At 72.2% G+C, this 24,857-nt stretch carries 23 protein-coding genes; 11 read left to right on the top strand and 12 right to left on the bottom strand.

Annotation, left to right across the window (positions count from 1 at the left end; genetic code table 11):
* Positions 1–138: 138 nt before the first annotated feature.
* Positions 139–561: an aggregation-promoting factor C-terminal-like domain-containing protein gene (locus tag ACWCPF_RS17945; RefSeq protein ID WP_451045972.1), complete on the bottom strand. Its 423-nt coding sequence runs from the start codon at positions 559–561 to the stop codon at positions 139–141.
* 412 nt (positions 562–973) lie between these two features.
* The gene (locus ACWCPF_RS17940; RefSeq protein WP_451045971.1) at positions 974–2,026 is read right to left on the bottom strand and encodes an MBL fold metallo-hydrolase; all 1,053 of its coding nucleotides are present in this window, start codon (positions 2,024–2,026) and stop codon (positions 974–976) included.
* 144 nt (positions 2,027–2,170) lie between these two features.
* On the opposite strand from ACWCPF_RS17940, the gene ACWCPF_RS17935 reads away from it, so the two are divergent.
* Both ACWCPF_RS17935 and ACWCPF_RS17930 read left to right on the top strand, forming a co-directional pair.
* Positions 2,171–3,628: an aldehyde dehydrogenase gene (locus ACWCPF_RS17935; RefSeq protein WP_451045970.1), complete on the top strand. Its 1,458-nt coding sequence runs from the start codon at positions 2,171–2,173 to the stop codon at positions 3,626–3,628.
* A 7-nt stretch (positions 3,629–3,635) separates the two neighbouring features.
* Positions 3,636–3,869: a ferredoxin gene (locus ACWCPF_RS17930; RefSeq protein ID WP_451045969.1), complete on the top strand. Its 234-nt coding sequence runs from the start codon at positions 3,636–3,638 to the stop codon at positions 3,867–3,869.
* Positions 3,870–4,081: 212 nt separating this feature from the next.
* On the opposite strand, the gene ACWCPF_RS17925 is transcribed toward ACWCPF_RS17930, so the two are convergent.
* The gene (locus ACWCPF_RS17925; RefSeq protein ID WP_451045968.1) at positions 4,082–4,705 is read right to left on the bottom strand and encodes a TetR family transcriptional regulator; all 624 of its coding nucleotides are present in this window, start codon (positions 4,703–4,705) and stop codon (positions 4,082–4,084) included.
* Positions 4,706–4,963: 258 nt separating this feature from the next.
* Here ACWCPF_RS17925 and ACWCPF_RS17920 point away from each other — a divergent pair, with 258 nt between their 5' ends.
* From ACWCPF_RS17920 to ACWCPF_RS17910, 3 genes are read left to right on the top strand one after another with little or no spacing between them, the layout of a single operon-like run.
* On the top strand, positions 4,964–7,120 hold the full coding sequence (locus tag ACWCPF_RS17920; protein WP_451045967.1) for a glycosyltransferase family 4 protein: 2,157 nt from the start codon (positions 4,964–4,966) through the stop codon (positions 7,118–7,120).
* Complete coding sequence (locus ACWCPF_RS17915; protein WP_451045966.1) at positions 7,114–7,893, top strand: methyltransferase domain-containing protein; 780 nt, start codon at positions 7,114–7,116, stop codon at positions 7,891–7,893. Before ACWCPF_RS17920 ends, ACWCPF_RS17915 begins: the two co-directional genes overlap by 7 nt.
* Positions 7,890–8,960 (top strand): prenyltransferase, encoded by a 1,071-nt coding sequence (locus tag ACWCPF_RS17910; RefSeq protein WP_451045965.1) that lies wholly within the window; start codon positions 7,890–7,892, stop codon positions 8,958–8,960. Before ACWCPF_RS17915 ends, ACWCPF_RS17910 begins: the two co-directional genes overlap by 4 nt.
* Before the next feature lie 40 nt (positions 8,961–9,000).
* On the opposite strand, the gene ACWCPF_RS17905 is transcribed toward ACWCPF_RS17910, so the two are convergent.
* From ACWCPF_RS17905 to ACWCPF_RS17880, 6 genes are all read right to left on the bottom strand, one after another.
* Positions 9,001–9,294: a hypothetical protein gene (locus tag ACWCPF_RS17905; RefSeq protein ID WP_451045964.1), complete on the bottom strand. Its 294-nt coding sequence runs from the start codon at positions 9,292–9,294 to the stop codon at positions 9,001–9,003.
* A 57-nt stretch (positions 9,295–9,351) separates the two neighbouring features.
* Positions 9,352–10,362 carry an LLM class F420-dependent oxidoreductase gene (locus ACWCPF_RS17900; protein WP_451045963.1) on the bottom strand — a complete coding sequence of 337 codons (1,011 nt, stop codon included), beginning with the start codon at positions 10,360–10,362 and terminating at the stop codon, positions 9,352–9,354.
* A 134-nt stretch (positions 10,363–10,496) separates the two neighbouring features.
* A complete protein-coding gene (locus ACWCPF_RS17895) occupies positions 10,497–11,330 on the bottom strand; it encodes a hypothetical protein (RefSeq protein ID WP_451045962.1) in 834 nt (277 codons plus the stop codon).
* Positions 11,331–11,517: 187 nt separating this feature from the next.
* On the bottom strand, positions 11,518–12,513 hold the full coding sequence (locus ACWCPF_RS17890) for an N-acetylmuramoyl-L-alanine amidase (RefSeq protein ID WP_451045961.1): 996 nt from the start codon (positions 12,511–12,513) through the stop codon (positions 11,518–11,520).
* A gap of 23 nt (positions 12,514–12,536) precedes the next feature.
* Positions 12,537–13,337, bottom strand: a complete 801-nt coding sequence (locus ACWCPF_RS17885) for a hypothetical protein (protein ID WP_451045960.1) — start codon at positions 13,335–13,337, stop codon at positions 12,537–12,539.
* A gap of 29 nt (positions 13,338–13,366) precedes the next feature.
* Positions 13,367–13,942 (bottom strand): SigE family RNA polymerase sigma factor, encoded by a 576-nt coding sequence (locus ACWCPF_RS17880; protein ID WP_451045959.1) that lies wholly within the window; start codon positions 13,940–13,942, stop codon positions 13,367–13,369.
* Positions 13,943–14,165: 223 nt separating this feature from the next.
* Here ACWCPF_RS17880 and ACWCPF_RS17875 point away from each other — a divergent pair, with 223 nt between their 5' ends.
* The 3 genes from ACWCPF_RS17875 to ACWCPF_RS17865 all read left to right on the top strand — a co-directional run bounded on the left by ACWCPF_RS17875 (position 14,166) and on the right by ACWCPF_RS17865 (position 17,900).
* The gene (locus ACWCPF_RS17875) at positions 14,166–15,932 is read left to right on the top strand and encodes an MFS transporter (protein WP_451045958.1); all 1,767 of its coding nucleotides are present in this window, start codon (positions 14,166–14,168) and stop codon (positions 15,930–15,932) included.
* Positions 15,933–15,993: 61 nt separating this feature from the next.
* Positions 15,994–17,148 carry an AraC family transcriptional regulator gene (locus ACWCPF_RS17870; RefSeq protein WP_451045957.1) on the top strand — a complete coding sequence of 385 codons (1,155 nt, stop codon included), beginning with the start codon at positions 15,994–15,996 and terminating at the stop codon, positions 17,146–17,148.
* 101 nt (positions 17,149–17,249) lie between these two features.
* Positions 17,250–17,900 (top strand): class I SAM-dependent methyltransferase, encoded by a 651-nt coding sequence (locus tag ACWCPF_RS17865; RefSeq protein WP_451045956.1) that lies wholly within the window; start codon positions 17,250–17,252, stop codon positions 17,898–17,900.
* On the opposite strand, the gene ACWCPF_RS17860 is transcribed toward ACWCPF_RS17865, so the two are convergent.
* The 3 genes from ACWCPF_RS17860 to ACWCPF_RS17850 all read right to left on the bottom strand — a co-directional run bounded on the left by ACWCPF_RS17860 (position 17,897) and on the right by ACWCPF_RS17850 (position 21,495).
* The gene (locus ACWCPF_RS17860) at positions 17,897–19,378 is read right to left on the bottom strand and encodes a hypothetical protein (protein WP_451045955.1); all 1,482 of its coding nucleotides are present in this window, start codon (positions 19,376–19,378) and stop codon (positions 17,897–17,899) included. The two genes, ACWCPF_RS17865 and ACWCPF_RS17860, sit on opposite strands and share 4 nt — an antisense overlap.
* A gap of 117 nt (positions 19,379–19,495) precedes the next feature.
* Positions 19,496–20,128, bottom strand: coding sequence for a response regulator (locus ACWCPF_RS17855; RefSeq protein ID WP_451045985.1), 633 nt, complete (start codon positions 20,126–20,128; stop codon positions 19,496–19,498).
* A gap of 5 nt (positions 20,129–20,133) precedes the next feature.
* Positions 20,134–21,495: a sensor histidine kinase gene (locus ACWCPF_RS17850; RefSeq protein WP_451045954.1), complete on the bottom strand. Its 1,362-nt coding sequence runs from the start codon at positions 21,493–21,495 to the stop codon at positions 20,134–20,136.
* Positions 21,496–21,845: 350 nt separating this feature from the next.
* Between ACWCPF_RS17850 and ACWCPF_RS17845 the strand changes: the two genes are divergently transcribed.
* Genes ACWCPF_RS17845 through ACWCPF_RS17835 form a run of 3 tightly spaced genes read left to right on the top strand, consistent with a single transcriptional unit; the run spans position 21,846 to position 24,839 of the window.
* Positions 21,846–22,727, top strand: a complete 882-nt coding sequence (locus ACWCPF_RS17845; RefSeq protein WP_451045953.1) for a MaoC/PaaZ C-terminal domain-containing protein — start codon at positions 21,846–21,848, stop codon at positions 22,725–22,727.
* Positions 22,728–22,767: 40 nt separating this feature from the next.
* Positions 22,768–23,844, top strand: a complete 1,077-nt coding sequence (locus ACWCPF_RS17840; RefSeq protein WP_451045952.1) for a Zn-dependent alcohol dehydrogenase — start codon at positions 22,768–22,770, stop codon at positions 23,842–23,844.
* Positions 23,845–23,894: 50 nt separating this feature from the next.
* Positions 23,895–24,839: a 3-oxoacyl-ACP reductase gene (locus tag ACWCPF_RS17835; protein WP_451045951.1), complete on the top strand. Its 945-nt coding sequence runs from the start codon at positions 23,895–23,897 to the stop codon at positions 24,837–24,839.
* The last annotated feature ends 18 nt before the right edge of the window (positions 24,840–24,857 follow it).

Raw genomic sequence — 24,857 nt, 5'->3', positions numbered from 1 at the left:
GCGCGGCGGCCGGCGGCGGGGGGGGGGGGGGTCTTCTGGGGTCTTGTGTCCCGGGGGGGCGCGGGCCCCCCCCGCGGCGGGGGCCCGGGGGGCGGGGGGCCCCCCGCCTTCGGCGGCTGTGGGGGAGGGCGGCGTGGCTCAGTACCAGCCGTTGGCCTGCCAGAAGTTCCAGGCGCCGACCGGGCTGCCGTAGCGGGAGTTCATGTAGTCCAGACCCCACTTGATCTGGGTCTTGGCGTTGGTCTTCCAGTCGGAGCCGGCCGAGGCCATCTTGGAGCCGGGCAGGGCCTGGACGAGGCCGTAGGCACCGGAGGAGGCGTTGGTGGCGTCGACGTCCCAGCCGCTCTCGTGCTTCACGATGTTGGCGAAGGCGTTGTACTGAGCCGTGTTCGGGATCATCTTGTGCGCGATCGCCTGGGCCTGGGAGGCCGAGGCCACGGACGACGTCGCGGCCTGGGCGGGCGCGGCGGACAGCGCCATGCCGGCGGTGGCGGCGGCCACGGCGACGACGGTCAGGGCCTTCTTCGGGGAAGCGATGCGACGGATGACGGAGACGGACACGGAGAACCTTTTTCTTCGGGGACAGAGTCGGTCGCCGCATGCCGGAGTCACGCGGTGCGTGGCCGCGCCGCGTGGTGTGCGGTGGGTGGCTGCATGCGTCGGCGCCGAGGCCCGTGGGCTCGTCGGCACCGTGCGACGTCATCCAGAGAAGCAGGGTCGAGGGCCGTCCGCAAAGACCCCCTTTGCTAGTTGTGGTCGTATTCGGGGTGAAGGTCCCTTGTGTGACCTGGCTCTCAATGTGCAGGTCGGAGCCCCTAATGGCATGCGCATGGCGGCCGATTTATCCGACTAGGGTAGTTAGTAGGTGATGTGGGTCATGTGGGGCGGTTCACCGGTCAACGGCTTCCCGGGCCCCCTTCGTCGGCCCCTTCACCGGCCCCAGCGTCGGCCCCTGCGTCGGCCCCTGCGTCGGTCAGGTCCCGGACGGGCCGACCACGGCTACATAGGTCACCGGGTCGCTCCCCGTCACCGCCTCCGCCCGGCCCAGCTTCACCAGTCGTCGCAGATGCGCTTCCGCCTCCGAGACCGCGATGTTCCTCGACCCGTAGGGGATCTGCTCCCAGGGGCGGTTCCACTCCATCCGCTCCGCGAGCTGCCAGGGGGTGAGGGGGGTGGCGAGGAGGGTGAGCAGGCCGGTGAGGCGGTCCTCGTGGTGGGTGAGCAGCTCCCCGACCCGGGAGGGCGCGTCGGTGAAGCTGTACTGGTGGGCCGGGAGGATCTCGGCGGGGGCGAGGCGGCCCACGCGTTCTAGGGAGTCGAGGTAGTCGCCGAGCGGGTCGGTGACGGTGGCGTCGTCGGGGTCCTCGTACAGGCCGATGTGCGGGGTGATCTCCGGGAGCAGATGGTCGCCGGAGAACAGGCGGCCGTGGCCCGGCAGCTGGGCGGGATGCTCCTCCTCCAGGTGGAGGCAGACATGGCCGGGGGTGTGGCCCGGCGTCCAGATCGCGCGCAGCCGGCGGCCGGGGAGATCGAGGAACTCGCCGGGGACGATCTCGCGGTCGGGGAGGGCGGGCGCCAGGCCGGGGAGGGAGCGGCGGCGGGCGGCCGGGGGCGTGCGCAGCGGGGCGATGTGCTCCTCGGGGGCGCCGGCCGCGGTGAGCTTGTCCGCCATGTACGTGTACCAGCGTTCGGCGCGCGTCTCCCGGGTCCGCCGCACGATCGAGGCGTCCGCGGCGTGCATCGCCACCCACGCCCCGGACGCCTCCCGCACCTTGCCGGACAGGCCGTGGTGGTCGGGGTGGTGGTGGGTGACGACGACTCCGTGCAGGGCGTCGACCGAGGTGCCGCAGGCGATCAGCCCCGAGGCCAGGGCGTCCCAGGACGCCGGGTCGTCCCAGCCGGTGTCGATCAGCACGGGCCCGCGGTCGGTGTCGACGACGTACACCAGCGTGTGGCCGAGCGGGTTGTCCGGGATCGGCACCCGGAGAGACCTGACACCGCCGCCGTGATCGAACGTAGCCGTCATCTGCCCGCCCCCTCCTGTGGCCCCGCGCCCGCACGGCCATTGCTCACTATAACTAGAACTGGTATCAGTTCTGGGGACAGCTGAGACACCGTCAGTTGATACACACCGTTAAGTGATACACCGTCAGAAATGAAGGCAGCGGACATGACTGAGCTCGTGGAGCACGGAAAGCTGGTCATCGGCGGCGAGTTGACGGACCCGCTGGGCGATGCCGTCATCGAGGTGATCTCCCCGCACACCGAGGAGGTCATCGGGCGCGTGCCGCATGCGTCGACGGCCGATGTGGACCGGGCCGTCGCCGTGGCGCGGCAGGCCTTCGAGGAGGGGCCCTGGCCGCGGCTGTCGCTCGACGAGCGGCTCGCGGTGGTCACCCGCATCAAGGACGGGATCCTCACGCGTCACGAGGAGATCGCCCGGGTGATCTCCTCGGAGAACGGCTCCCCGTACTCCTGGAGCGTCCTCGCGCAGGCCCTCGGCGCGATGATGGTGTGGGACGCGGCGATCACCGTCGCCCGGGACTTCACCTACGAGGAGCGGCGCGCCGGCGTGCTCGGGAAGATCCTCGTCCGGCGCGAGCCGGTGGGCGTGGTCGCGGCCGTCGTCCCCTGGAACGTGCCGCAGTTCGTGGCCGCCGCCAAGCTCGCGCCCGCGCTGCTCACCGGCTGCACGGTGGTGCTCAAGCCGTCCCCGGAGACGCCGCTCGACGCGTACATCCTCGCGGACATCGCGCGGGAGGCCGGGCTGCCGGAGGGCGTGCTGTCGATCCTGCCGGCGGACCGCGAGGTGAGCGAGTACCTGGTCGGGCATCCCGGCGTCGACAAGGTCGCGTTCACCGGCTCGGTCGCGGCCGGCAGGCGGGTCATGGAGGTGGCGTCGCGGAACCTGACGCGGGTGACCCTGGAACTGGGCGGCAAGTCGGCGGCGGTCGTGCTGCCGGACGCGGACATCGCCACCGCCGTCCCCGGGATCGTCTCGGCCGCCTGGATGAACAACGGACAGGCCTGCGTCGCCCAGACCCGCATCCTGCTGCCGCGCTCGCGCTACGACGAGTTCGCGGACGCCTTCGTCACCGCGGCGAGCGCCCTTGTCGTCGGCGATCCGCTGGACCCGGCCACCCAGGTCGGCCCGCTGGTGGCCGAGCGGCAGCAGCGCCGCAACCTCGACTACATCCGCATCGGGCAGGAGGAGGGCGCGAAGATCCTCACCGGCGGCGGCCGTCCGCCCGGTCTGGACCGCGGCTGGTACGTCGAGCCGACGCTCTTCGGCGACGTCGACAACTCCATGCGGATCGCCCGCGAGGAGATCTTCGGACCGGTGATCTGCCTGCTGCCCTACAGTGACGAGTCCGAGGCGCTGAAGATCGCCAACGACTCCGAGTACGGGCTCAGCGGCAGCGTCTGGACGGCCGACGTCGAGCACGGCATCGAGATCGCGCGCCAGGTCCGTACCGGGACGTACTCGGTGAACACCTTCAGCCTGGACATGCTCGGGCCGTTCGGCGGCTACAAGAACTCCGGGCTGGGGCGGGAGTTCGGGCCCGAGGGCTTCGGCGCGTACCTGGAGCACAAGATGATCCACCTGCCGGCCGGGTTCGAGGGCTGAGGCCGTCATGGGGGATCGGTGGCACGTCGAGGTGGACCGTTCCCTGTGCATCGGGTCGGCCCAGTGCATCCATTACGCGCCCGACGGCTTCCGGCTCGACACCGCACGTCAGTCCCATCCGGCCGATCCGGACACGGACGCGAACGAGCGGGTGCTGGAAGCGGCGGAGAGCTGCCCGGTGGAGGCGATCGCGATCACGCTGCTGGGGAGCGGAGAGCCGGTGTTTCCTCCGGAAGAATGAAAAATGTCGCTATTGGGTGGTTCTAATCTGCCCTGAGCGTTCTATTCTGGTAGTCGCCTACGAGGCGAATGAGGGAGTTCGACCGGAGTAGCCGACTTTGGCGAGACGCCGAGTGGTACGGGCATCCGCTGGGGCCGACGTCGACGGACGGGCAGAGGGACCGGAAGGTCGCGAGGACCGGGCCTGACGGAAACCCTCTTCGTCTCGTAGGTTCATTGCGTGTTCGCCCGGGGGGCCGTCACGTCGATCAGGCGGCAGACCGTCTCGATGTCTATGCGGACCTGGGCGATCGACGCGCGGCCCGACAGCCAGGTGATGAGCGCCGAGTGCCAGGTGTGCTCGATGACGCGGACCGCGGAGAGCTGCTCGGGGGTGGGGTCGGTCAGACCCATCGCGTCCAGGATGATCGCCGTCGTCTGCCGGGAGACCTGGTCGACCTCCGGGGAGACGCTGCGGTCGGCGAAGGTCAGGGCGCGGACCATCGCGTCCGCCAGATGCGGCTCGCGCTGCAGGGCGCGGAAGGCGCGCATCAGGGTCTCCGCGACCCGGTCCGCCGCGTTCTCGCCCGTCGGGGGCTTCTTGCGCAGCGTGCCGTGCATGTGCTCCAACTGGTCCTGCATCGTGGCGACCAGCAGATGCACCTTGGAGGGGAAGTAGCGGTAGAGCGTGCCGAGGGCGACCTGCGAGGACTCCGCGACCTCCCGCATCTGCACCGCGTCGAAACCGCCCCGGCTGGCCAGCTGCGCGCTCGCGTGCAGGATGCGGCGGCGGCGCGCCTCCTGCCGCTCGGTGAGCGGGGAGTGCGCGGGGCGCTGGGGGGTGACTTCCGCAGGCATGGGTCCCGTTTCCGTTCCGTTCCGTCGGTCGTGCATCGGTGGTGCCGTCGGTTGTTCCGTCGGTCGTTCCGTCGGTCGTGCATCGGCCGTGCCGTCGCTCGTGCCGTCGGTCGTGGCGCGAATCACCTGATCCACCGGTTACAGCACAGCTACCTGCCGGTAGATTCAGAGCCTCCCGAACGATCAAGTCTGAAACTTGTTCTAGATTAGCGTCCCGTCGTAGTCTCGCGGGACAATGCAGGCAGAAGGGGGCCCGGAGTGACCGCTGAGGCCAGTCAGGCGGGATCCCGGACGGATCTTGCCGCTGACGGCGGGCGACCGCTCGACATCGCGCTCCTCACCTATAAGGGGAACCCGTTCTGCGGGGGCCAGGGCGTCTACGTACGGCATCTGTCGCGGGAGCTCGTCCGCCTCGGTCACCGCGTCGAGGTCATCGGCTCCCAGCCCTATCCGGTGCTGGACCCGGTGTCCGACCCGGAGCACGAGGGCCGCCTCTCCCTCACCGAGCTGCCCAGCCTCGACCTCTACCGCCAGCCGGATCCTTTCCGCACCCCCAAGCGCGGCGAGTACCGCGACTGGATCGACGCCCTCGAAGTGGCGACGATGTGGACCGGCGGCTTCCCCGAACCGCTGACCTTCTCGCTGCGCGCCCGCCGTCAGCTGCGCGCCAGGAGCGGTGAGTTCGACGTCGTGCACGACAACCAGACCCTGGGCTACGGGCTGTTGGGGGATGTCGGCGCGCCGCTGGTCACCACCATCCACCACCCCATCACCGTCGACCGGCAGTTGGAGCTGGACGCCGCCGACGGTTGGCGGCGGCGGTACTCCGTGCGCCGGTGGTACGGGTTCACCGCGATGCAGAAGCGCGTGGCGCGCCGGCTGCCGTCCGTGCTCACCGTCTCCGGTACGTCCCGCCAGGAGATCATCGACCACCTCGGCGTGCGCGACGACCGCATCCACGTCGTCCATATCGGCGCGGACACCGACCTGTTCCGGCCGGATCCGGCCGTGCCGCGGCTGCCGGGCCGGATCGTGACGACGTCCAGCGCGGACGTCCCGCTCAAGGGCCTGGTCTTCCTCGTCGAGGCGCTGGCGAAGGTGCGCACCGAGCATCCGAAGGCCCACCTCGTCGTCGTCGGCAAGCGCCCGCAGGAGGGGCCGGTCGCCCAGGCCATCGAGCGGTACGGCCTCGGAGGCGCCGTCGAGTTCGTCAAGGGCATCTCCGACGCCGAACTCGTCGACCTGGTGCGCTCGGCGGAGGTCGCCTGCGTGCCGTCGCTCTACGAGGGCTTCTCGCTGCCGGCCGCCGAGGCGATGGCCACCGGCACGCCGCTGCTCGCCACGACCGGCGGGGCGATCCCCGAGGTCGCCGGGCGCGACGGAGAGACCTGCCTGGCCGTGCCGACGGGCGACGCGGGCGCGCTCGCCGTGGGCCTGAGCCGGCTCCTGGGCGACCCCGAACTGCGGGCCCGGCTCGGCGCGGCCGGCCGGGAACGGGTGCTGGAACGGTTCACCTGGGCCCGAGCCGCCGAGGGAACCGTGGCCCGCTACCGCGAGGCGATAGCCGCCAGCGCCTGTCACCGGCGGGCGGACGGCCATGACGCGCGGGCCGAGGGCCGTGATGCGCGGGCCGCCGACCGTGACGCGCGGGCGGACGGTCGTGACGCGCGGGCGTCCGCGGCCCCGGCGACGACTCCGGGCTCGGCGCCGGCGACGACCCAGGCTCCGGCCTCGGCCCAGGCTGCGGCTCCGGCGACGACTCAGGCCTCGGCCTCAGCCTTGGCTCCGCCCCCGGCCTTGGCTTCGGCTTCGGCCTCAGCGCCAGCCTCGTCCCCGGCTCCGGCCCCGGCTCCGGCCTCGGTGCCAGCCTCGTCCCGGGCCCAGGCCCCGGCTCCGGCCTCGGCTCCGGCTCCGGCCTCGGTGCCAGCCTCGTCCCAGGCCCCGGCCCCGGCCCCGGCCCCTGCCCCGGCCCAGGCCCCGGCTCCGGCCTCGGCCCCGGCTCCGGCCTCGGTGCCAGCCTCGTCCCGGGCCCAGGCCCCGGCTCCGGCCCAGGCCTCGGCTCCGGCCTCGGTGCCAGCCTCGTCCCAGGCGCAGGCGCAGGCGCAGGCGCAGGCGCAGGCCCAGGCCCAGGCCCCGGCTCCGGCCTCGGCTCCGGCTTCAACCTCGGCCTCAGCCTCGTCCCAGGCCCAGGCCCAGGCCCAGGCCCCGCCCCCGGCCCCCACCCAGGCCCCGCCCCCGCCCCCGGCCCCCACCCAGGCCCCGCCCCCGGCCCCGGCCCCGGCCCCGGCCCCGGCCTCGGCTTCGGCCTTGGCCTCAGCCTCGGCGCCGGGTTCTCGAGTTGCCGGTCCTGGTGTCGGCGTCGGTGTTGACGTTGTGACCGAAGTATCCGATCGCGAAAGCAGGGCCTCGTGCTGACCGTCGACTTCTCCCGGTTCCCGCTCGCCCCGGGCGACCGAGTCCTGGACCTCGGCTGTGGTGCCGGTCGGCACGCCTTCGAGTGCTATCGGCGGGGCGCGCAGGTCGTGGCCCTGGACCAGAACGCGGAGGAAATCCGCGAGGTCGCCAAGTGGTTCGCGGCGATGAAGGAGGCCGGTGAGGCCCCGGAGGGCGCCACCGCCACGGCGATGGAGGGCGACGCCCTCGCGCTGCCCTTCCCCGACGAGTCCTTCGACGTCGTCATCATCTCCGAGGTCATGGAGCACATCCCGGACGACAAGGGCGTCCTCGCGGAGATGGTGCGGGTGCTCAAGCCTGGCGGCCGCATCGCGATCACCGTCCCGCGCTACGGGCCCGAGAAGGTCTGCTGGAGCCTCTCCGACGCCTACCACGAGGTCGAGGGCGGCCACATCCGCATCTACAGGGCCGACGAACTCCTCGCGAAAATCAAGGAAGCCGGGCTGCGGCCCTACGGCACCCATCACGCCCACGCGCTGCACTCGCCGTACTGGTGGCTGAAGTGCGCGTTCGGCGTGGACAACGACAAGGCGTTGCCGGTGCGGGCGTACCACAAGCTGCTGGTCTGGGACATCATGAAGAAACCGCTGGCCACCCGGGTCGCCGAACAGGCGCTGAACCCGCTGATCGGCAAGAGCTTCGTGGCCTACGCGACCAAGCCGCATCTTCCGCACGTCGCGCGCTCCCCGCGCGCCCCGCACCTTCCGACGCAGTCCGAGGCGGCCGCCAAGTGACCACCCCCCGGACAGAACACCTGGTCCTGCCCGGGGTCCTCACCGCCGAGCAGGCCGCCGCGACCGTCGCGGGCATCCTCGCCGTGCAGCGCGAGGACGGCGCGATCCCGTGGTTCCGGGGTCACCACCTCGACCCGTGGGACCACACCGAGGCCGCCATGGCGCTGGACGCGGCCGGCGAGCACGAGGCCGCCGACCGCGCCTACACCTGGCTGGCCCGGCACCAGAACGACGACGGATCCTGGTTCGCCGCCTACGCCGACGGGGACTTCGACGACGTCACCGACCGCGGCCGCGAGACGAACTTCGTCGCCTACATAGCCGTCGGCGTCTGGCACCACTACCTCTCCACCGGCGACGACACCTTCCTCGACCGCATGTGGCCGGCCGTCTACGCGGCGATCGAGTACGTGCTGCGGCTCCAGCAGCCGGGCGGCCAGATCGGCTGGCGGCGCGACGACGACGGCACGCCGACCGCCGACGCGCTGCTCACCGGCTCCTCCTCCATCCACCAGGCGCTGCGCTGCGCGCTGGCCATCGCCGAGCAGCGCGAAGAGGCGCAGCCGGACTGGGAGTTGGCGGCGGGCGCGCTGCGGCACGCCATACGACGGCATCCGGAGCGGTTCCTCGACAAGGACCGCTACTCGATGGACTGGTACTACCCGGTGCTGGGCGGCGCGTTGACCGGCGCCGAGGCCAAGTCCCGTATCGAGGCGGACTGGGCGCGGTTCGTGGTGCCCGGTCTCGGCGTGCGGTGCGTCGTCCCCAACGCGTGGGTGACGGGCGGCGAGTCGGCGGAACTCGCCCTCGCGCTCTGGGCGATGGGCGAGTCCGACCGGGCGCTGGAGATCCTTCAGGCGATCCAGCATCTGCGGGACGCGGAGTCGGGGCTGTACTGGACCGGGTTCGTGTTCGATGACGAGGCGATCTGGCCCCGTGAACTCACCACCTGGACCGCGGGCTCGCTGCTGCTCGCCGTCGCGGCCCTCGGCGGCCATGAGGCCACCTGCGCGGTGTTCGGCGGGGAGCAACTCCCCTCCGGGCTGGAGGCGGACTGCTGCGCCTGAGCGGACCGGCTGTGCCCGAGGGCGATCGCTCGGCGGCTGCTCAGTGGCGGTGGACGCGGCCGGCGATCGCGTGGCCCACGAACAGGTAGACGACGGCGGCCAGGCCGTACCCCGCCACCACCCTCGCCCACGCCTTGTCGAACGTGAACAGGTCGTAGGACCAGCCCGCGAGCCAGCGGGCCGTGTCGTGGACGAACTGCACGAAGTCGTTGCCGCGGTTGGCGTCGAGCAGGTACATCACGATCCACAGGCCCAGGATGAGGGCCATCACGTCTGCGACGACGGCGATGACCGTTCCGGCCTGGTTGGCGCCGTTGCGATATCGAGGGGACATGGTGTTCGGGTTGCCGTTCGCACCCGTATGAAACCTGGCCCGCGTGAAACCCGGTCCCTACGCGGTGAGTTCCGCCAGCACCCGCAGGGTGTGCGGGTCGGGCGCCACGACCAGGAGGTCCGTCACCGGGCCCTTGCGCCACAACTCCAGCCGCTCCGCGATGCGTTCGCGCGGGCCGACGAGCGAGATCTCGTCGGCGAACGCGTCCGGGACGGCGAGGACGGCCTCCTCGCGCCGCCCGGCCAGGAACAGCTCCTGGATGTGCCGGGCCTCCGTCTCGTAGCCCATGCGCGCCATCAGGTCGGCGTGGAAGTTGCGGGTGGCGTGGCCCATGCCGCCGATGTAGAAGCCGAGCATGACCTTCACGGGCAGCAGGCCCTCGGCGAGGTCGTCGCAGACCCGCGCCTGCGCCATGGGAGCCACCCGGAAGCCCTCGGGCAGCTCGGCCACCGCCGGGCCGTACGCGTCCGGCCGGTTCGGCGACCAGTACAGCGGCAGCCAGCCGTCGGCGATGCGGATCGTCTGGGCCACGTTCTTCGGCCCCTCCGCGCCCAGCAGCACCGGCAGATCGGGACGCAGGGGGTGGGTGATCGACTTGAGCGGCCGGCCGAGGCCTGTCGCGTCCGGCCCGCGGTAGGGGTGCGCGTGGAACCGTCCGGCCACCTCCACCGGCGCCTCGCGCCGCAGCACCTGCCGGACGACGTCCACGTACTCCCGGGTCGCGGTCAGCGGCGACTTCGGGAACGGGCGGCCGTACCAGCCCTCGACGACCTGGGGACCCGACAGGCCCAGCCCCAGCATCATGCGGCCGCCGGAGAGATGGTCCAGGGTCAGGGCGTGCATCGCGGTCGTGGTGGGGGAGCGGGCCGCCATCTGGGCGACCGCCGTGCCCAGTCGGATCGTCGACGTCCGGGCGGCGATCCAGGTCAGGGCGGTGAAGGCGTCCGAGCCCCAGGCCTCCGCCGTCCACACGGAGTCATAGCCGAGCCGTTCCGCCTCGCGTGCCAGCTCCACATGGTCGGGGGAGGGGCCGCGGCCCCAGTAGCCGAGCGCCAGACCGAGCCGCATGGCAGCCTCCTGACGGTTCGTCAGCTCGCGGATGTGGGCTGCGACTGTACGACAACGGCTCCCCGCCCGGAAGGGCGGGGAGCCGTTGTCGTGTATGCCGTTGCTGAGGGGTGCTGAGTGCTGCGGGGTGCGACTCAGCCGCGCTGGATGCCGGAGGTGTCCCGCAGAACGCCGCGACGGCCGTCCTGCGTCTGGGCGACCAGACCCTGGCCGCCCTGCTCGACCGCGAGATACCAGGTGCCCGGCGCCAGTTCGGCGATGGGCAGCGGCGCGCCGTCCTCCGCGTACAGCGGACGCGGCACCGGCACCGCGAACCAGAACGGCGAGAAGTCCCCGGCCGGCGGCTGCGCCGGAGCCGGCTGAGCGCCGCCGAACGACTGCGGGCCCGGCTGACCGGGCTGGCCCTGCTGCGGCGGAGCACCGAACGCCGACGGCTGCGGCGCACCCGGGTAGCCGTAACCGGCGGGCGGCTGCGCGCCGTACGGCTGGGGCGTCGGCGGCTTCGGCGCCGGGATGAGCCCGGCCTGGAGCGCGGGGACCAGCGGGGTGGCGATCGCGCCGCCGGCCATCACCAGCGTGGCGATCAGCGCGAGGATCAGACCGGTGCCGGCGGACGGGGCGTTGGAGTTGTCGCCGCCGAAGTTGTCCAGGCCGCCCACCGGGTCGATGACGTTGCCCAGAGCGCTCCACGCGGCGAAGACCACGAAGGCCACGCCGAACGGGCCGAGGTCCAGACCCGCGACCTTGCGGGGCTGCGGCAGCGCGCGGGCCACGACGATGAGCGCGGCGCCGATGAGACCTGCCAGGACGACGCTGAGCAGGACCGGTCCGCTCGACCAGAGGCTGGGGATGTCGAGACTGTCGGCGACGCCGTCGTACGAGTAGTTGTCCAGGAACGACGCGATGAACAGCAATACCGCTGCTCCGATCACCACGCCGTCGCCTCGAGTGAGGGAGCGGATATTCACTTCAGGTCCTTCGTCAGTCGTCTCGTCGTCGGTACACGCATGTACGCATACACGTAGCGGTTGGAGGCGTCGCTGTCACCATGTCGCCGTAAGGCCCCTGTGTGAAGCGCGGGGGTGGCCCCTCATCGTAGGGACGACACTATCGTCCGCACGATTGAGCTGTCCGCCCGGATCAGTTCGCTGATCACTACCCGCGCAGGAAACTCACGATTCCCTCAGAGATCCCCCGTGCCGCCTGCTGCCGCCAGGCGCTGCTGGTCAGCAGTGCCGCGTCCTTGGTATCGCGCATGTTGCCGCACTCGATGAACACCTTGGGAACCGTTGACAGATTGAGACCGCCCAGGTCCTCACGCGTGACGAGACCGGTTCCCTCCCCGACGTAGTCGGACGGCGAAGTGCCCGTCGTGCGGGCGAAGTCGCTCGCGATCAGCTTTCCGAGATCCTTCGACGGGGCGACGATCGCCCGGTTGTCGGCGATGCCCTCGTGCACCGCGCCCGGCAGGATCACATGGAAGCCGCGCTGCCCGGCCCCGGCGCCGTCCGCGTGGATCGAGACGACCGCGTCGGCGTGCGCCGCGTTCCCGATCCGGGCCCGCTCGTCGACACACGGGCCGAACGGCCGGTCCGCATCCTGCGTCAGCTTCACTGTGGCGCCCTGCTGTTGCAGCAGCGCGCGCAGCCGGTGGGCCACGTCCAGCGTGAACTTGGCCTCGCTGTAACCGGAGTTCGTCGACGTACCCGTCGTGTCGCACTCCTTCCGGTTGGTGCCGATGTCCACCTTGCGGTTGATCTCGGCGGTGTGCTCGAAGTTGGTCGGGTTGTGCCCGGGGTCGATGACGACGACCTTGCCCGCGAGGGAGGCGGCGGTTTCGCTCGGCGACGCGGTGAGCGTGCCCGGCTTCTCGTTGCCGCCGGCCGGGGTGGGGTCCAGGACGCCGGAGCCCGCCGAGGCGCCCGACCCCGCCCCGGCCACCCGGTCCGTTCCGCCGCCCCCGTCGCTCCCGCCGTTCCCGGTCCCGCCGAGCGTCTCGAACGCCAGCCAGCCCAGCAGCGCCCCGGGCACGAGCACGGCGAGCGCCACGGTCAGCGGGCGGCGCAGCCGCGAGCGGCGCGGCGGCGGGCCGAAGGGATCGGAAGCGCCGAAGGGATCACCGGGACCGGGGTTCGAGCCTGTGTACGACACACCCGCCACCCTAACCGGCACCTCTAACGCGTCACCTCCGCCGACTCGTACTCGGTGCCTTGTGGGGCCAGACAGGCGAACCAGGCGTACGGGGAGCCGTCGGCCGTGCGGAGGGCCGGGCCGGTCTCGCCGTTGCCGACCGCGTTCGAAGGAGCCCTGCCGACCTCGGTCTTCGTGCCGTCCTTCCAGACGCAGGTCACCTGCCGGGCGGTCTTGGCCACATGGCCGATCACCAGCCGGTCGGGCCCTTCGGCGGCCGGGTCGACCGGAACCGCGAAGGCGTCCATCGCCTTGCCCGACAAGGTGTCGCCCGCACCTGTCAGACCGTGCAGGGTCACATGCTCCCAGGCGACGCCGTTCGCCTCGGCGCCGCGCCGCACGAAGTACGCGCTCTTGCCCACCAGGTCGGCGGCCGTGGTCGCGGCCGTCGGGAACTCGCCGTACTCCGCCATCGCGTTCATCAAGGCCTGCGCGTCCGGCACGTCGACCGGCGCCGGCCAGACGTCCAGCGTGACCTTCCACTCCTTGCCGCCGTCGGTGCCGGACCAGAGGGTGACCCTGCTCGTCGGCTGCGACGACGACGTCCCGGTGACCGCCGGCTGTGTCGCCGACGGCGTCACCCGCTCCCCGCCGCCCCCTGGCAGACCGCCCGCCGCCAGCGCGCCCGTGGAGCCGGCGACCACCAGGGCCGTGGCCGTGGCGACCGCCCAGCGGCGGGCCCTGCGGCGGCGGCCGCCGCGGATCAGCGCCTGGGTGGGGGCTATGCCGATCTCGACCTCGTCCGCGGCCTCGGCCAGCAGGACGGCGATGTCGGGCTGTGTCATGTCGTGGCTCGTCTCCCGGTCCGGGTTCATCACTTCCGCCCTCCGTACGTCACCGTGTCCGCCAGTTCCGGTATGGCGCGCAGTTTCGCGATCCCCTTGGCCGCGTTGCTCTTCACCGTGCCGACCGAACAGCCCATCGCCTCGGCCGTCTGCGTCTCGGTCAGGTCCTCCCAGTAGCGCAGCACCACCGCCTCCCGCTGCCGTGGCGGCAGCGCGGCCAGCGCCTTCAGCAGGGTGTGCCGGTCGTCGGCCCGGGCGATCAGGTCGCCGGTGTCGGCGACCTCGTGCGCCGGGCCCGAGCCGTCGTCCCTCGGCGCGAGGAGCTCCCGGAGTTTCCTGCGGTACTTGCGGGCATGCGCGTTGATCATCACGCGCCGTACATACGCCTCCGGCTCGTCGGCCGCGCCGACCCGGCGCCAGGCGACGTAGACCTGCTCCAGCGTCGACTGGACCAGGTCCTCCGCGGCGTGCTGCTCCCCCGTGAGGAGAAATGCCGTGCGCATCAGCCGTGGCCAGCGGCCGACGACGAAGGCCTGGAACTCCGAGTCCCTGCCGTCCCTGTCCTGCTTCCGATCCCGATCCCGATCCCGATCCCGATCCCCCATGGGCACTGCACCTCCTAGATGTTCAAAGGAGGCCATGAGCGGCCCGGATCGTTGCCTCAGGACGGAGAAATTCTCCGCGCCCCTCCCCGCTCGCCTCTCCGCGCCGCTTTCCCAAGAGAACCTAAAGAAATCGTTAGTACGCCGAAGCATCGGAATAGTTGCCCATGCATACAGGTTCAGGTCCCATGTAATCCCCGAACCACCGCCCCGGAGGCACCCCCTCATGACGCACACGACCGACCGGCCCACCCGCCAAGCGAGCGGAGCCGTCGTCCCGGTGCTCGCCTTCGCGGGCATCGTGGTCGCGGTGATGCAGACCCTGCTCGTCCCGGTCATCAAGGACCTGCCGCAGTTGCTGGGCACCGAGCCCAGCAACGCCACCTGGGTCCTGACCTCCACCCTGCTCTCCGGCGCCGTGGCCACCCCGATCATGGGCCGCCTCGGGGACCTGTACGGCAAGCGGCGGCTGCTGGTCCTCAGCCTCTCGGTGATGGTCGTCGGCGCGCTGGTCAGCGCGCTCACCAGCGACCTGCTCACGATGATCGTCGGCCGTACCCTCCAGGGCTTCGCCATGGGCGCGATCCCGCTCGGCATCGGCCTGATGCGGGACATGCTGCCCCGCGAGAAGCTCGGCTCGGCCATGGCCCTGATGAGCTCCTCGATCGGCGTCGGCGGCGGCCTCGCCCTGCCCGCCGCGGCCCTGATCGCCCAGCACGCCGACTGGCACGCCCTCTTCTACGGCGCCGCCGGCCTCGGCGTCCTCGCCATCGGCCTCACCCTCCTCGTCGTCCCCGAGTCCCCGGCCCGCGCCGAGGGCACCTTCGACGTGCTCGGCGCGATCGGCCTCTCCACCGGGCTCGTCCTCTTCCTTCTGCCGATCACCAAGGGCAGCGACTGGGGCTGGACCTCCGGCACCACGCTCGGCCTGTTCGCCGCCGCGGCCGTCGTCCTCCTGCTGTGGGGCGTGATGGAGCTGCGGCTGAAGGCCCCGCTGGTCGACCTGCGCACCACGGCCCGCCCCGCCGTCCTCTTCACCAACCTCGCCTCGATCATGATCGGCGTCTCGTTCTACGTCGTCTCCCTGGTGCTCCCGCAGCTGCTCCAGCTGCCGAAGTCCACCGGCTACGGACTCGGCCAGTCGATGGTCACCGCCGGTCTGCTCGTCGCACCGCTCGGCCTGACGATGATGGTCACCGCGCCCGTCTACGCCAGGCTGTCCGCGAAGTACGGCCCCAAGGTGACCCTGATCCTCGGCATGCTGATCATCGCGATCGGCTACGGCGCCGGACTCGGCCTGATGAGCGCCGCCTGGCAGAGCCTCGTCATCGCCATCGTCCTGGGCGCCGGCATCGGCCTCGCCTACTCCTCCCTCCCCGCGCTGATCGTCGGCGCGGTCCCCGCCTCGGAGACCGGCGCGGCCAACGGCCTCAACACCCTGATGCGGTCCATCGGCACCTCGGTGTCCAGCGCCGTCATCGGCATGGTGCTGGCCAACACCGCGAACGACGTCGGCGGCGTCGCCGTCCCGACCATGCACGGCTTCCGCGTCTCCTTCCTGATCGCCACGGCCGCCGTCGCGATCGGGCTCGTCCTCGCGCTCTTCCTGCCCGGCCGCCCGCGTCCGTCGACGGCCACCCAGCTGCGCGCCAGCAGCGAGGGGGACGCCGGAGCGGAGCGCGCCGAGGCAGTGCTGCGGGGCTTCCACGGCACGGTCCTGGACGCCGCAGGCGCCCCGGTCGCCCGCGCCCAGGTCACCCTGATCGACCGCCGCGGCCGTCAGGCCGGAGCCACCCTGTCGTCCCAGGACGGCGGTTACGCCCTCGCCGTCCCGGCCCGGGGCGCGTACGTCCTCGCCGCCAAGGCCACCGGCCACGGCCCGCTGGCGAGCGCCGCGACCCACGCGGGCGACGAGCGGGCGGTGGCCCTGGACCTCACCCTGCCGCCGGCCGAGGAGACCGAGGAAACCGAGGCGACCGTCTCCGCCCACTGAGGGCACGGGCGCACCTATCCTTGGCCCCGGAGTTCCGGGGCCGAGGATCGGAGGGCGACGCATGCTCGGGACGGTGTTCCGCACCGACGACGTACCTGTGGAGGGCAGGCTCGACCTCTGGCGGGACCTGCTCACCACGACCCGCTCGCCCAGCGAGATCACCAGCCCGCACGCCGCCGACTTCTGGGCCGAGTACCACCTCATGGAGCTGGGACCGGTCACCGTGTGGCCGACGTCGTACCAGCCGTCCCGATTCCGCCGCAACCAGCGGCTGGTCCGCCGGTCCGACCCCGAGCGCTACCACCTGACGCTGCTGATCCAGGGCGGACTCGCGGTCGACCACGTCGGGCGGGCCAACACCTTCGGCCCGCGCGACCTGCTCATCACCGACAGCTCACGCCCCTACGACGTCCGTCCCCACGACGTCCGTCCCCACGACGTCCGCCCACACAGCCTCCGTCCCGACAGCCTCCGCCCCGACGACGTCCGCAGCGTCCGCTCCCACGACGACCGGCAGCGGCAGGTCGTCCAGGGCGTGGGCGTGGACTTCCCCAAGACGCTGCTGTCCGTGCCGCCGCACCTGGTCCGGGACCTGCTGTGCCGACCGCTGCCCGGGCAGGACGGCGTCGGCGCCCTGCTCACCGACTTCCTCGTCGGCCTGGACCGGCAGGCCCAGCACCTCGGGCCGTCCGACGCGCCCCGCCTGGGCCGGATCGTCCTCGATCTGGTGTCGGCCTGGCTCGCCCAGCTCCTGGAGACGGAGGACGCCCTGGACCCGGAGACCCGCCACCGGGTCACCGTGGCAGGCATCCGGGCGTTCATCCGGCAGAACCTGCACGATCCGGCGCTGACCCCGACCGTGATCGCCGCCGCCCACCACATCTCGCTCAGCTATCTGCACCGCATCTTCCAGCAGCGCACCCAGGGCGACACGGTCGCCGCCTGGATCCGCGACCAGCGGTTGGCTGGCGCGAGCCGCGACCTGGCCGACCCCGCGATGCGCGCCACCCCCATCCACACCGTCGCCGCCCGCTGGGGCATGCCCCGCGCCTCCGAATTCACCCGCGCCTTCCGCACCGCGTACGGCGTCTCGCCCAGCGAGTACCGGCTCCGGGCGGCGAGCGAGCGGCAGCAGAGGCTGGAGGAGGGGTTCGAGGAGCGGCCGGGGGCGGAACAGGGGCAGGGGCAGGGATTGGGGCAGGGATTGGGGCGGTAGTCCCACCCCTCGGTCGTCGGCCCGCGGCGGCGTACGGCAGCATGGCCGCCGACACCCTCGTACGCCGACACCCTCGTACGACCATCGGAAGGCAGGCCACCATGCCCGCGGCACCCGCGCCCAAGATCCTCGCCGCGTTCAAGGCGGCGAAGGGCTTCATGCCCGTCGACGAGGGCCTCGCGCTGTACGCGGCCGCCGTCGAGGCCGGTGCGCTCGGACTGCCGTTGCTGGAGGTCGGCACCTACTGCGGGCGTTCGACGATCCTGCTCGCCGACGCGGCCCGCGCCGCCGGGGTCACCGCGCTCACGCTCGACCACCACCGGGGCAGCGAGGAGCAGCAGCCGGGCTGGGACTACCACGACCCGGAGACCGTCGACCCCGAGATCGGCCTGATGGACACGCTGCCCATCTTCCGCCGCACCCTGCACCGGGCGCGCCTGGAGGAGCACGTCGTCGCCCTGGTCGGACGCTCGCCGCAGATCGCGTCGTTCTGGAACTCGCCCCTCGGCCTCGTCTTCGTCGACGGCGGCCACACCGACGAGCACGCCGCCTCCGACTACGAGGGCTGGGCCCCGCAGGTCGCCGAGGGCGGACTCCTCGTCATCCACGACGTGTTCCCCGACCCGGTCGACGAGTTCACCGGCCAGGCCCCCTACCGCGTCTACCTGCGCGCCCTTGCCTCCGGGGCCTTCACGGAGGTCTCCGACACCGGCTCACTGCGGGTGCTGCGGCGCACGGGCAAGGGGATCTAGGCCCGGTTCGGCCGACGGCGGTAGCGGTACAGGATCCCGGCAGCGACGACCAGCGCGGCGCCGCCGGCCGTCCACACGACGGGGTGCCGGGCCGGCAGGTAGGGCGGTGCCGGCGACGCCTCCAGTGCGATGACGGCAACGTCGTTGGCGGGGGTGCGGTCGAACGGGTTGTACGTGCGGATGCTGCCCTTCGCGCCCGGGACCTGCCGGTCGATGCGGATGTGGAAGTCGATGACGGTCGTCCCGCCCTCGTGCCGTGCGTCGTAGAACGAGTCGTGGCCGATCTCGCAGACGAACGCCCCGCCGGGCTTCTCCGGCCGGTCGCACGCCCACTTCCCGGCGTCCCCCTCGAACTCGTACGGGATCGAGGTGACGGTGGTGCCCTCCGGCGGGACCACCTCGAAGCGGCCCAGCTCCTCGGAGCCCTGGATCCGGCCGGGGCCGAGGTCCTTCAACCCGAGCCGCACTTTCACCGTGTTGCCGACCCGGCCCCGCACGGCCGCGGCGACCGGACGGTAGTCGGCCTGCACGGTGGTGGTGATCCCGACCGTGCCGTGGCTGTCGTCGAAGGGCCGGCTCGCGGTCGGGACGAGCGTGAGCGGGGCGCCCGTGCCGCGCACGGTGTGGTCGGCGGGCCGCTGCGGCGCCGACGACCATGTGTAGCTCACCTCGCCGGTCAGCCGTCCGGGCGGGGTGAGCGTGTAGACCAGCGGGGCGCTGGTGCGGTAGGCGGCGCCCGCCGCGGCCTTCGTGGGGAACGTGCACCACGCCGAGGTGGGCGCGGGGCCCGCGTAGAAGCAGTTGCTGTGCCGGGGCGTGAGCGTGAGCCCGTCCGACACGTTGACCTGGAGCGCCACGCCCTTCGTCGCGGGGAACCGGGTGTTGTTGGCGAGCCTCGGGGTGAGGTTCGTGGGTCTGCCCGGCGCCAGCCCGCTGACGCCTTTCTCCGACCCGGGCGCGGACAGCGTCGGACCGCCGACGGTCATCCGGGTGGCGCCGGTGATCGGGGCCGCGTTGTCGGCGGTCGCGGTGTACGTCACCGTCCCGGCGGCGTCCGGCGGGACGCCGTCCACCCCGAGGAGGGTGAGGGGCTGGTAGCTCTCGCCGTCGCCGTTCTGCAGATCGCCGTACTCGCAGGTGTAGACCGGGCCCTCGGCCTTACACGCGCGGTTCTCCCCGAGCCGTGCGACGCCGGTCAGCCCCGACGCGTCCACGACGACCCGGACGTTGCGCGCGGGCCCGCCCTTGCTCGCCTCCACGAAGACCGGCACGACGAAGTCGTCGTTCCTGGCCTTGGCCCCCTCGTCGGCGTTGTACATGACGTACGTCGCCGCGGTCTCGAAGCGCAGCACGACCTGTCCGGAGTCGTCGGCCGCGGCGGGCGCCGAGGCCACGGCGAGGACGCCGGCGGCGAGACTCGACACCAGGGCGGCCATGTGCCGGACCACACGCTTCCGTATCGGTATGAGCATGTGCATGCGGGCACTATGCCAGCGCCGGTCCGGACGGACCCACCTTTACGGCCGTCCCTCGGATCCCTACGGCCAAGCCTCAGGCCTCTGCGGCCGACCCTCAAGGCCCCCGCGGCTCGTCCGCTACAGCCAGCCCTGTTGTCGGGCCTCCCGCATCGCCTCCATTCGGTTGCGGGTGCCTGTCTTGCCGATCGCGGAGGAGAGATAGTTGCGGACCGTGGCCTCCGCGAGGTGCAGCGCGGCGGCGATGTCGGCGACCGTCGCGCCGTCCGCCGACGCGTTCAGCGCGTCGCGTTCGCGGGCGGTGAGGGGATTCGGGCCGGCGCTCAGCGCTGCGGCGGCGAGGGCCGGGTCCACGACCGTCTCGCCGGTGAGCACCCGGCGGATCGCCGCCGCGAGCTCCTCCACCGGGCCGTCCTTGACCAGGAAGCCCGCTGCCCCGGCCTCCATGGCCCGGCGCAGATAACCGGGCCGGCCGAACGTGGTGAGGATCAGCACCCGGCAGTCGGGCACCTGATCACGCAGCTCGGCGGCGGCCTCCAGGCCGCTCATGCCGGGGAGTTCGATGTCGAGGAGCGCGACGTCCGGGCGGTGGAGGAGGGCCGCGTCCACGATCGCGTCGCCCCGGCCCACCTGCGCGACCACTTCGAGGTCGGCCTCCAGCCCCAGCAGCAGAGCCAGCGCCCCGCGCATCATGCCCTGGTCCTCGGCGAGCAGCACTCTGACGGACTTGGCGGGACGGTGGTCGCGGGGCATCTCGGTCACGGGGCAAGGCTATGCGCGGTGGCCGCGGACGGCGCTCTCTCGACCCCGCCGCCACTCTCGCCCCTGTCGCCGTTCTCTCTGTTGTCGCCCCTGTCGCTGCCGTACCCGCTGGCGTCCGCGGTCGTCGGCAGTTGCGCGGTGACCGTGAAGCCGCTGTGTGGTTCCGGGCCCGCCGTCAGGGAGCCGCCCGCCGTCGCGAGGCGTTCACGCAGGCCGGTCAGGCCGGTGCCGCCGCCTTGCGCGCAGCGGTCGCCGCCGCCGGTGCCGGCACCTGGGCCCGTGCCCGTGCCGTTGTCCGTCACCGTCAGCCGGACCTGCTCCGGCTCGCCGGACACGGTGATCCGACACCGGGTCGCCCTGCTGTGCCGGACGACGTTGGTGACCGCCTCGCGCACCACCCAGCCCAGCAGCGCCGCCGTCTGCGGCTGCGGCGGCGGGCCCGACCTGCTCACCGACGGTTCCACGCCCGCCGCCGTCAGGGCCGAGCGGGCCCGGTCCAGCTCGGTGGCCAGGCTGCCCTCGCGGTAGCCGGTGACCGCCTCCCGTATCTCGGTCAGCGCCTGTCGGCCCACCGCCTCGATGTCCGTAACCTGGGTGAGAGCCGCGTCCATGTCACGCGGCGCCAGCCGTCTGGCCGCCTCCGACTTCACCACGATCACCGACAGGGTGTGGCCGAGCAGGTCGTGCAGATCGCGGGAGAAGCGCAGCCGCTCCTCCTCCACCGCGCGGCGGGCCAGTTCCTCGCGGGCGGCGCGCAGCTCCCGCACGGCCTCGGAGAGGGACAGGATCGCGGCCGTCACCATCGTCGAGATCCACGTGGCGTAGGCGATGGTGAGACCGCCCCAGCCGTCGTGGACGCAGGACACCGCGCCCGCCAGGACGGCGACGGCGGTCCCCAGAATGCGCAGCTGCGGGCCGCGCAGGACCGCGCCCGTCGCAAGGCCGAGCAGCGGGAAGAAGAGCAGCCAGTTGCCGCCGTAGCCGAGGGCGAGTCCGCAGGTCACGAGGCCCATCAGGACGAGGGCCACCCGCGTCGAGGTCGCCTCGCGGGCCACCTTCACGAAGGAGCGGAAGGCGATATAGACGTAGAGGGAGTTGAACGTCAGCAGGCCCAGGCCGCCGATCCACGGGTTCGGGGTGTCCCCCTGGAAGAGGTTGGAGAACGCGCCCATCCCCATCAGCAGCCACGGCAGCAGGGAGAAGCCGTTCGCCGGCGGACCGGGGTCCTCGGCGACCCCGGGGACCGCGTCGGCGTCGGCATCGGCGGTCTGCCCGTTCCTGCACCGGTCCCGCCGGGCCTTCCAGCGCCGCCGCTGTTCCCGCGCGGCGGTCCAGCGGCAGCTCACCGCAGTCCACATGGTCCTGTCCCTTCCCCCGATCCCGCTCCGGGCTCTCTGCCCGTCTTCGACGCTACGTTCCCGGGCCCGCGACCGGCAGGTCGGGATGTAACCGGTCGGGCAGTACAAATGTCATGGCCGCCCGCGACGGCGTCCGACAGCGGGTCTGACACCCCGTCAGGAGCCTTCACAACTGTGGAGCCCTCGGCTATACAGGGGACGCCGGACTGGAACGCGTTCTAGATCGGCCACCGTGACGACCTCGGTGCGGCCGATCGGTGCGGACGGCCGTGCCGAGGTCTTGCCGAGGTCTTGCCGCCGTCCCTGAAACGATCCGAACGATCCGAACGATCCGAGCGATCAGGAGTTCCATGCCCATCGACGCAGCCAAGGCGCTCGCCGCCGAGCCTCGGACCGGCGAGATCACCTGGGACCGCCGCGACGTCCAGCTGTACCACCTCGGCATCGGCGCCGGCGTCCCGGCCACCGACCCCGACGAACTGCGCTACACGCTGGAGTCCCGGCTGCACGTGCTGCCGAGCTTCGCCACCGTCGCCGGTTCCGGCTCGCCGGGCGTGATCAGCGGACTGTCCATGCCCGGCGTCGACGTCGACCTCGCCCGCGTCCTGCACGGCGGCCAGCGCCTGGAGATCCACCGCCCGCTTCCGGTGGAAGGCCGCGCCACCGCCACCGGGCGCATCGCCGGCGTGTACGACAAGGGCAAGGCCGCCGTCCTCGTCATGCGCACCGAGGTCGGCGACCAGGACGGGCCGCTGTGGACCAACGACGCCCAGATCTTCGTCCGGGGAGAGGGCGGCTGGGGCGGCGACCGGGGCCCGTCCGCCCGGCTCGACCCGCCCGTCGGCGAGCCCGACAAGGTCGTCGAGCGGGCCGTCCGCGAGGACCAGGCGCTGCTGTACCGCCTCTCCGGCGACTACAACCCGCTGCACGCCGACCCCGAGTTCGCCAAGCTCGCCGGGTTCGACCGGCCGATCCTGCACGGCCTGTGCACCTACGGCATCACGCTCAAGGCGGTCGTCGACACCCTGCTCGACGGCGATGTGACCCGGGTGCGGTCGTACACCACCCGTTTCGCCGGGGTCGTCTTCCCCGGCGAGACCCTGCGCATCCGCATGTGGCGCAGCGCCGGGGAGGGCGAGCGCGCGGGCGCGAACGCGGTACGTGTGGCGGTGAGCGCCCTCGACCGGGACGACGCGCCCGTCCTCGCCGACACGATCGTCGAACACTTTTGAACCCGTGAGCCCGTAGGCAGCTTTTGAGGGGAGCCGCACCATGCGCGCAGCCGTACTGCACGAGATCGGCCAGGACAAGCTGGAGGTCCTCGACGACGTCGAGGCGGTGGGCTTCGGCCCGGGGCGGGTCAGGATCCGGGTGCGCGCCACGGGGCTGTGCCACTCGGACCTCTCCGCGATGGGCGGGGTGCTGCCGCAGCCCGCGCCGTTCGTGCCCGGCCACGAGGGCGCGGGCGAGATCCTGGAGGTCGGCGAGGGCGTCACCAGCGTCAAGCCCGGTGACCGGGTCGTGGTCTGCTGGCTGCCCGCGTGCGGCGCCTGCCCGGCCTGCAAGCGGGGCCAGACCGAGCTGTGTCTGGCCGGGTTCATGAACGCCGGCACGCCCAACTTCCGCCGTCCGGGCGGGGATCTGTTCGGGATGGCCGGCACCGGTACCTTCGCCGAGGAGGTCGTGGTGGACGCCCGCTGCGCCGTCCCGATCCCCGACGACGTGCCCTTCGACATCGCCGCGCTGATCGGCTGCGGGGTGACCACCGGTCTGGGCGCCGCGCTCAACACCGCTGACCTGGAGGTCGGTTCGTCCGTCGCCGTGATCGGCTGCGGCGGGGTCGGCATCTCGGCGATCCAGGGCGCGCGGCTCAAGGGCGCCGGTGAGATCGTCGCCGTGGACCCGGTCGCCTCCCGTCGCGAGGCCGCCCTCAAGTTCGGTGCCACAAAGGCGGTTTCACCGGACGAGCTGGGCGAGGCGAAGCAACTCGTCACCGGGGGCGAGGGGTTCGACTACGTCTTCGAGGTCGTCGGCCGCTCCGCCACCGCCCGCACCGCCTACGAGACCACCCGGCGCGGCGGCACCCTGGTCGTCGTCGGCGCGGGCGCCCTCGACGACTTCCTCCAACTCAGCATGTTCGAGCTGTTCTTCGACGAGAAGCGCATTCTGCCCTCGATGTACGGCGGCGGGGACGTCCTGCGCTCCTACGAGCGGACCATCGCCCTGTGGCGGGCCGGCCGGATCGACCTGACCGACCTGATCACGCACCGGGTCCCGCTCGCCGAGATCAACGAGGCGCTGGACCAGATGCGTTCCGGGACCGCGCTGCGGACCTGCATAGAGATCTGACAGCAATCTGACAGCGATCTGATGGCGATCTGAGGGGCGGGGAGTTGCGGATGACACTGCCACTGGAGGGGCTGTCGGCGATCGTCACCGGCGCCGGACGCGGGCTCGGCCGGGCCGAAGCACTGGAACTGGCCCGGCTGGGCGCGGCCGTCGTCGTCAACGACTACGGGCAGCCGGGACGGGACGGCTCCGGCGAGTCCTCGGCCGGACCGGCGGAGCAGGTCGCGGCGGAGATCCGGGCGGCCGGCGGCACCGCGCTGGTCCACACCGGGGACGTCTCCGACTTCCAACAGGCCCGTGAACTCGTCGAGTTGGCCGTCGACACGTTCGGCAAGCTGGACGTCGTCGTCAACAACGCGGGCATCCTGCGCGACCGGATGGTCTTCTCCCTCACCGAGGGCGAGTGGGACGCGGTGATCCGGGTCCACCTCAAGGGGCACTTCAACACCACCCGGTTCGCCGCAGCGCACTGGCGCGAGCGCTCCAAGGCGGCGGGCGGGCCGGTCTACGGGCGGATCGTGAACACCTCCTCGGAGGCGTTCCTCGCCGGGTCCGCCGGACAGCCCAACTACGCGGCGGCGAAAGGCGGAATCGTCGGGCTGACGACCTCCAGCGCGCTGGCCCTCGCCAAGTACGGCGTCACCGTCAACGCGATCTGCCCGCGCGCCCGCACCCGGATGACCGAGGACGTCTTCGCCGGGTTCGAGCAGCCGGCTGACGGACTCGACCCGCTCGCGCCCGAGCATGTCGCCCCGCTGGTCGGCTACTTGGCCTCGCCGGCCGCCGCCCGGATCAACGGACAGCTGCTCGTGGTGCACGGCGGCATGGTCGCCGTCGTCGAACGGCCGCGCGTGCAGGCGAAGTTCGACAGCAAGGAGGACGTGTTCAGCCACGCGGAGCTGGACGCCGTCCTCGGCGCGCACTTCGCGGAGCGGCCGGCGGGGGAGACGTTCGCGGCGGCGGAGGTGCTGGGCCTGCGGAGGGGGCAGGCGTAGCGGCACGGGGGGATGCGA

Source organism: Streptomyces sp. NPDC001858 (assembly GCF_053594615.1).
This window is presented reverse-complemented; position numbering and strand designations above follow the sequence as displayed.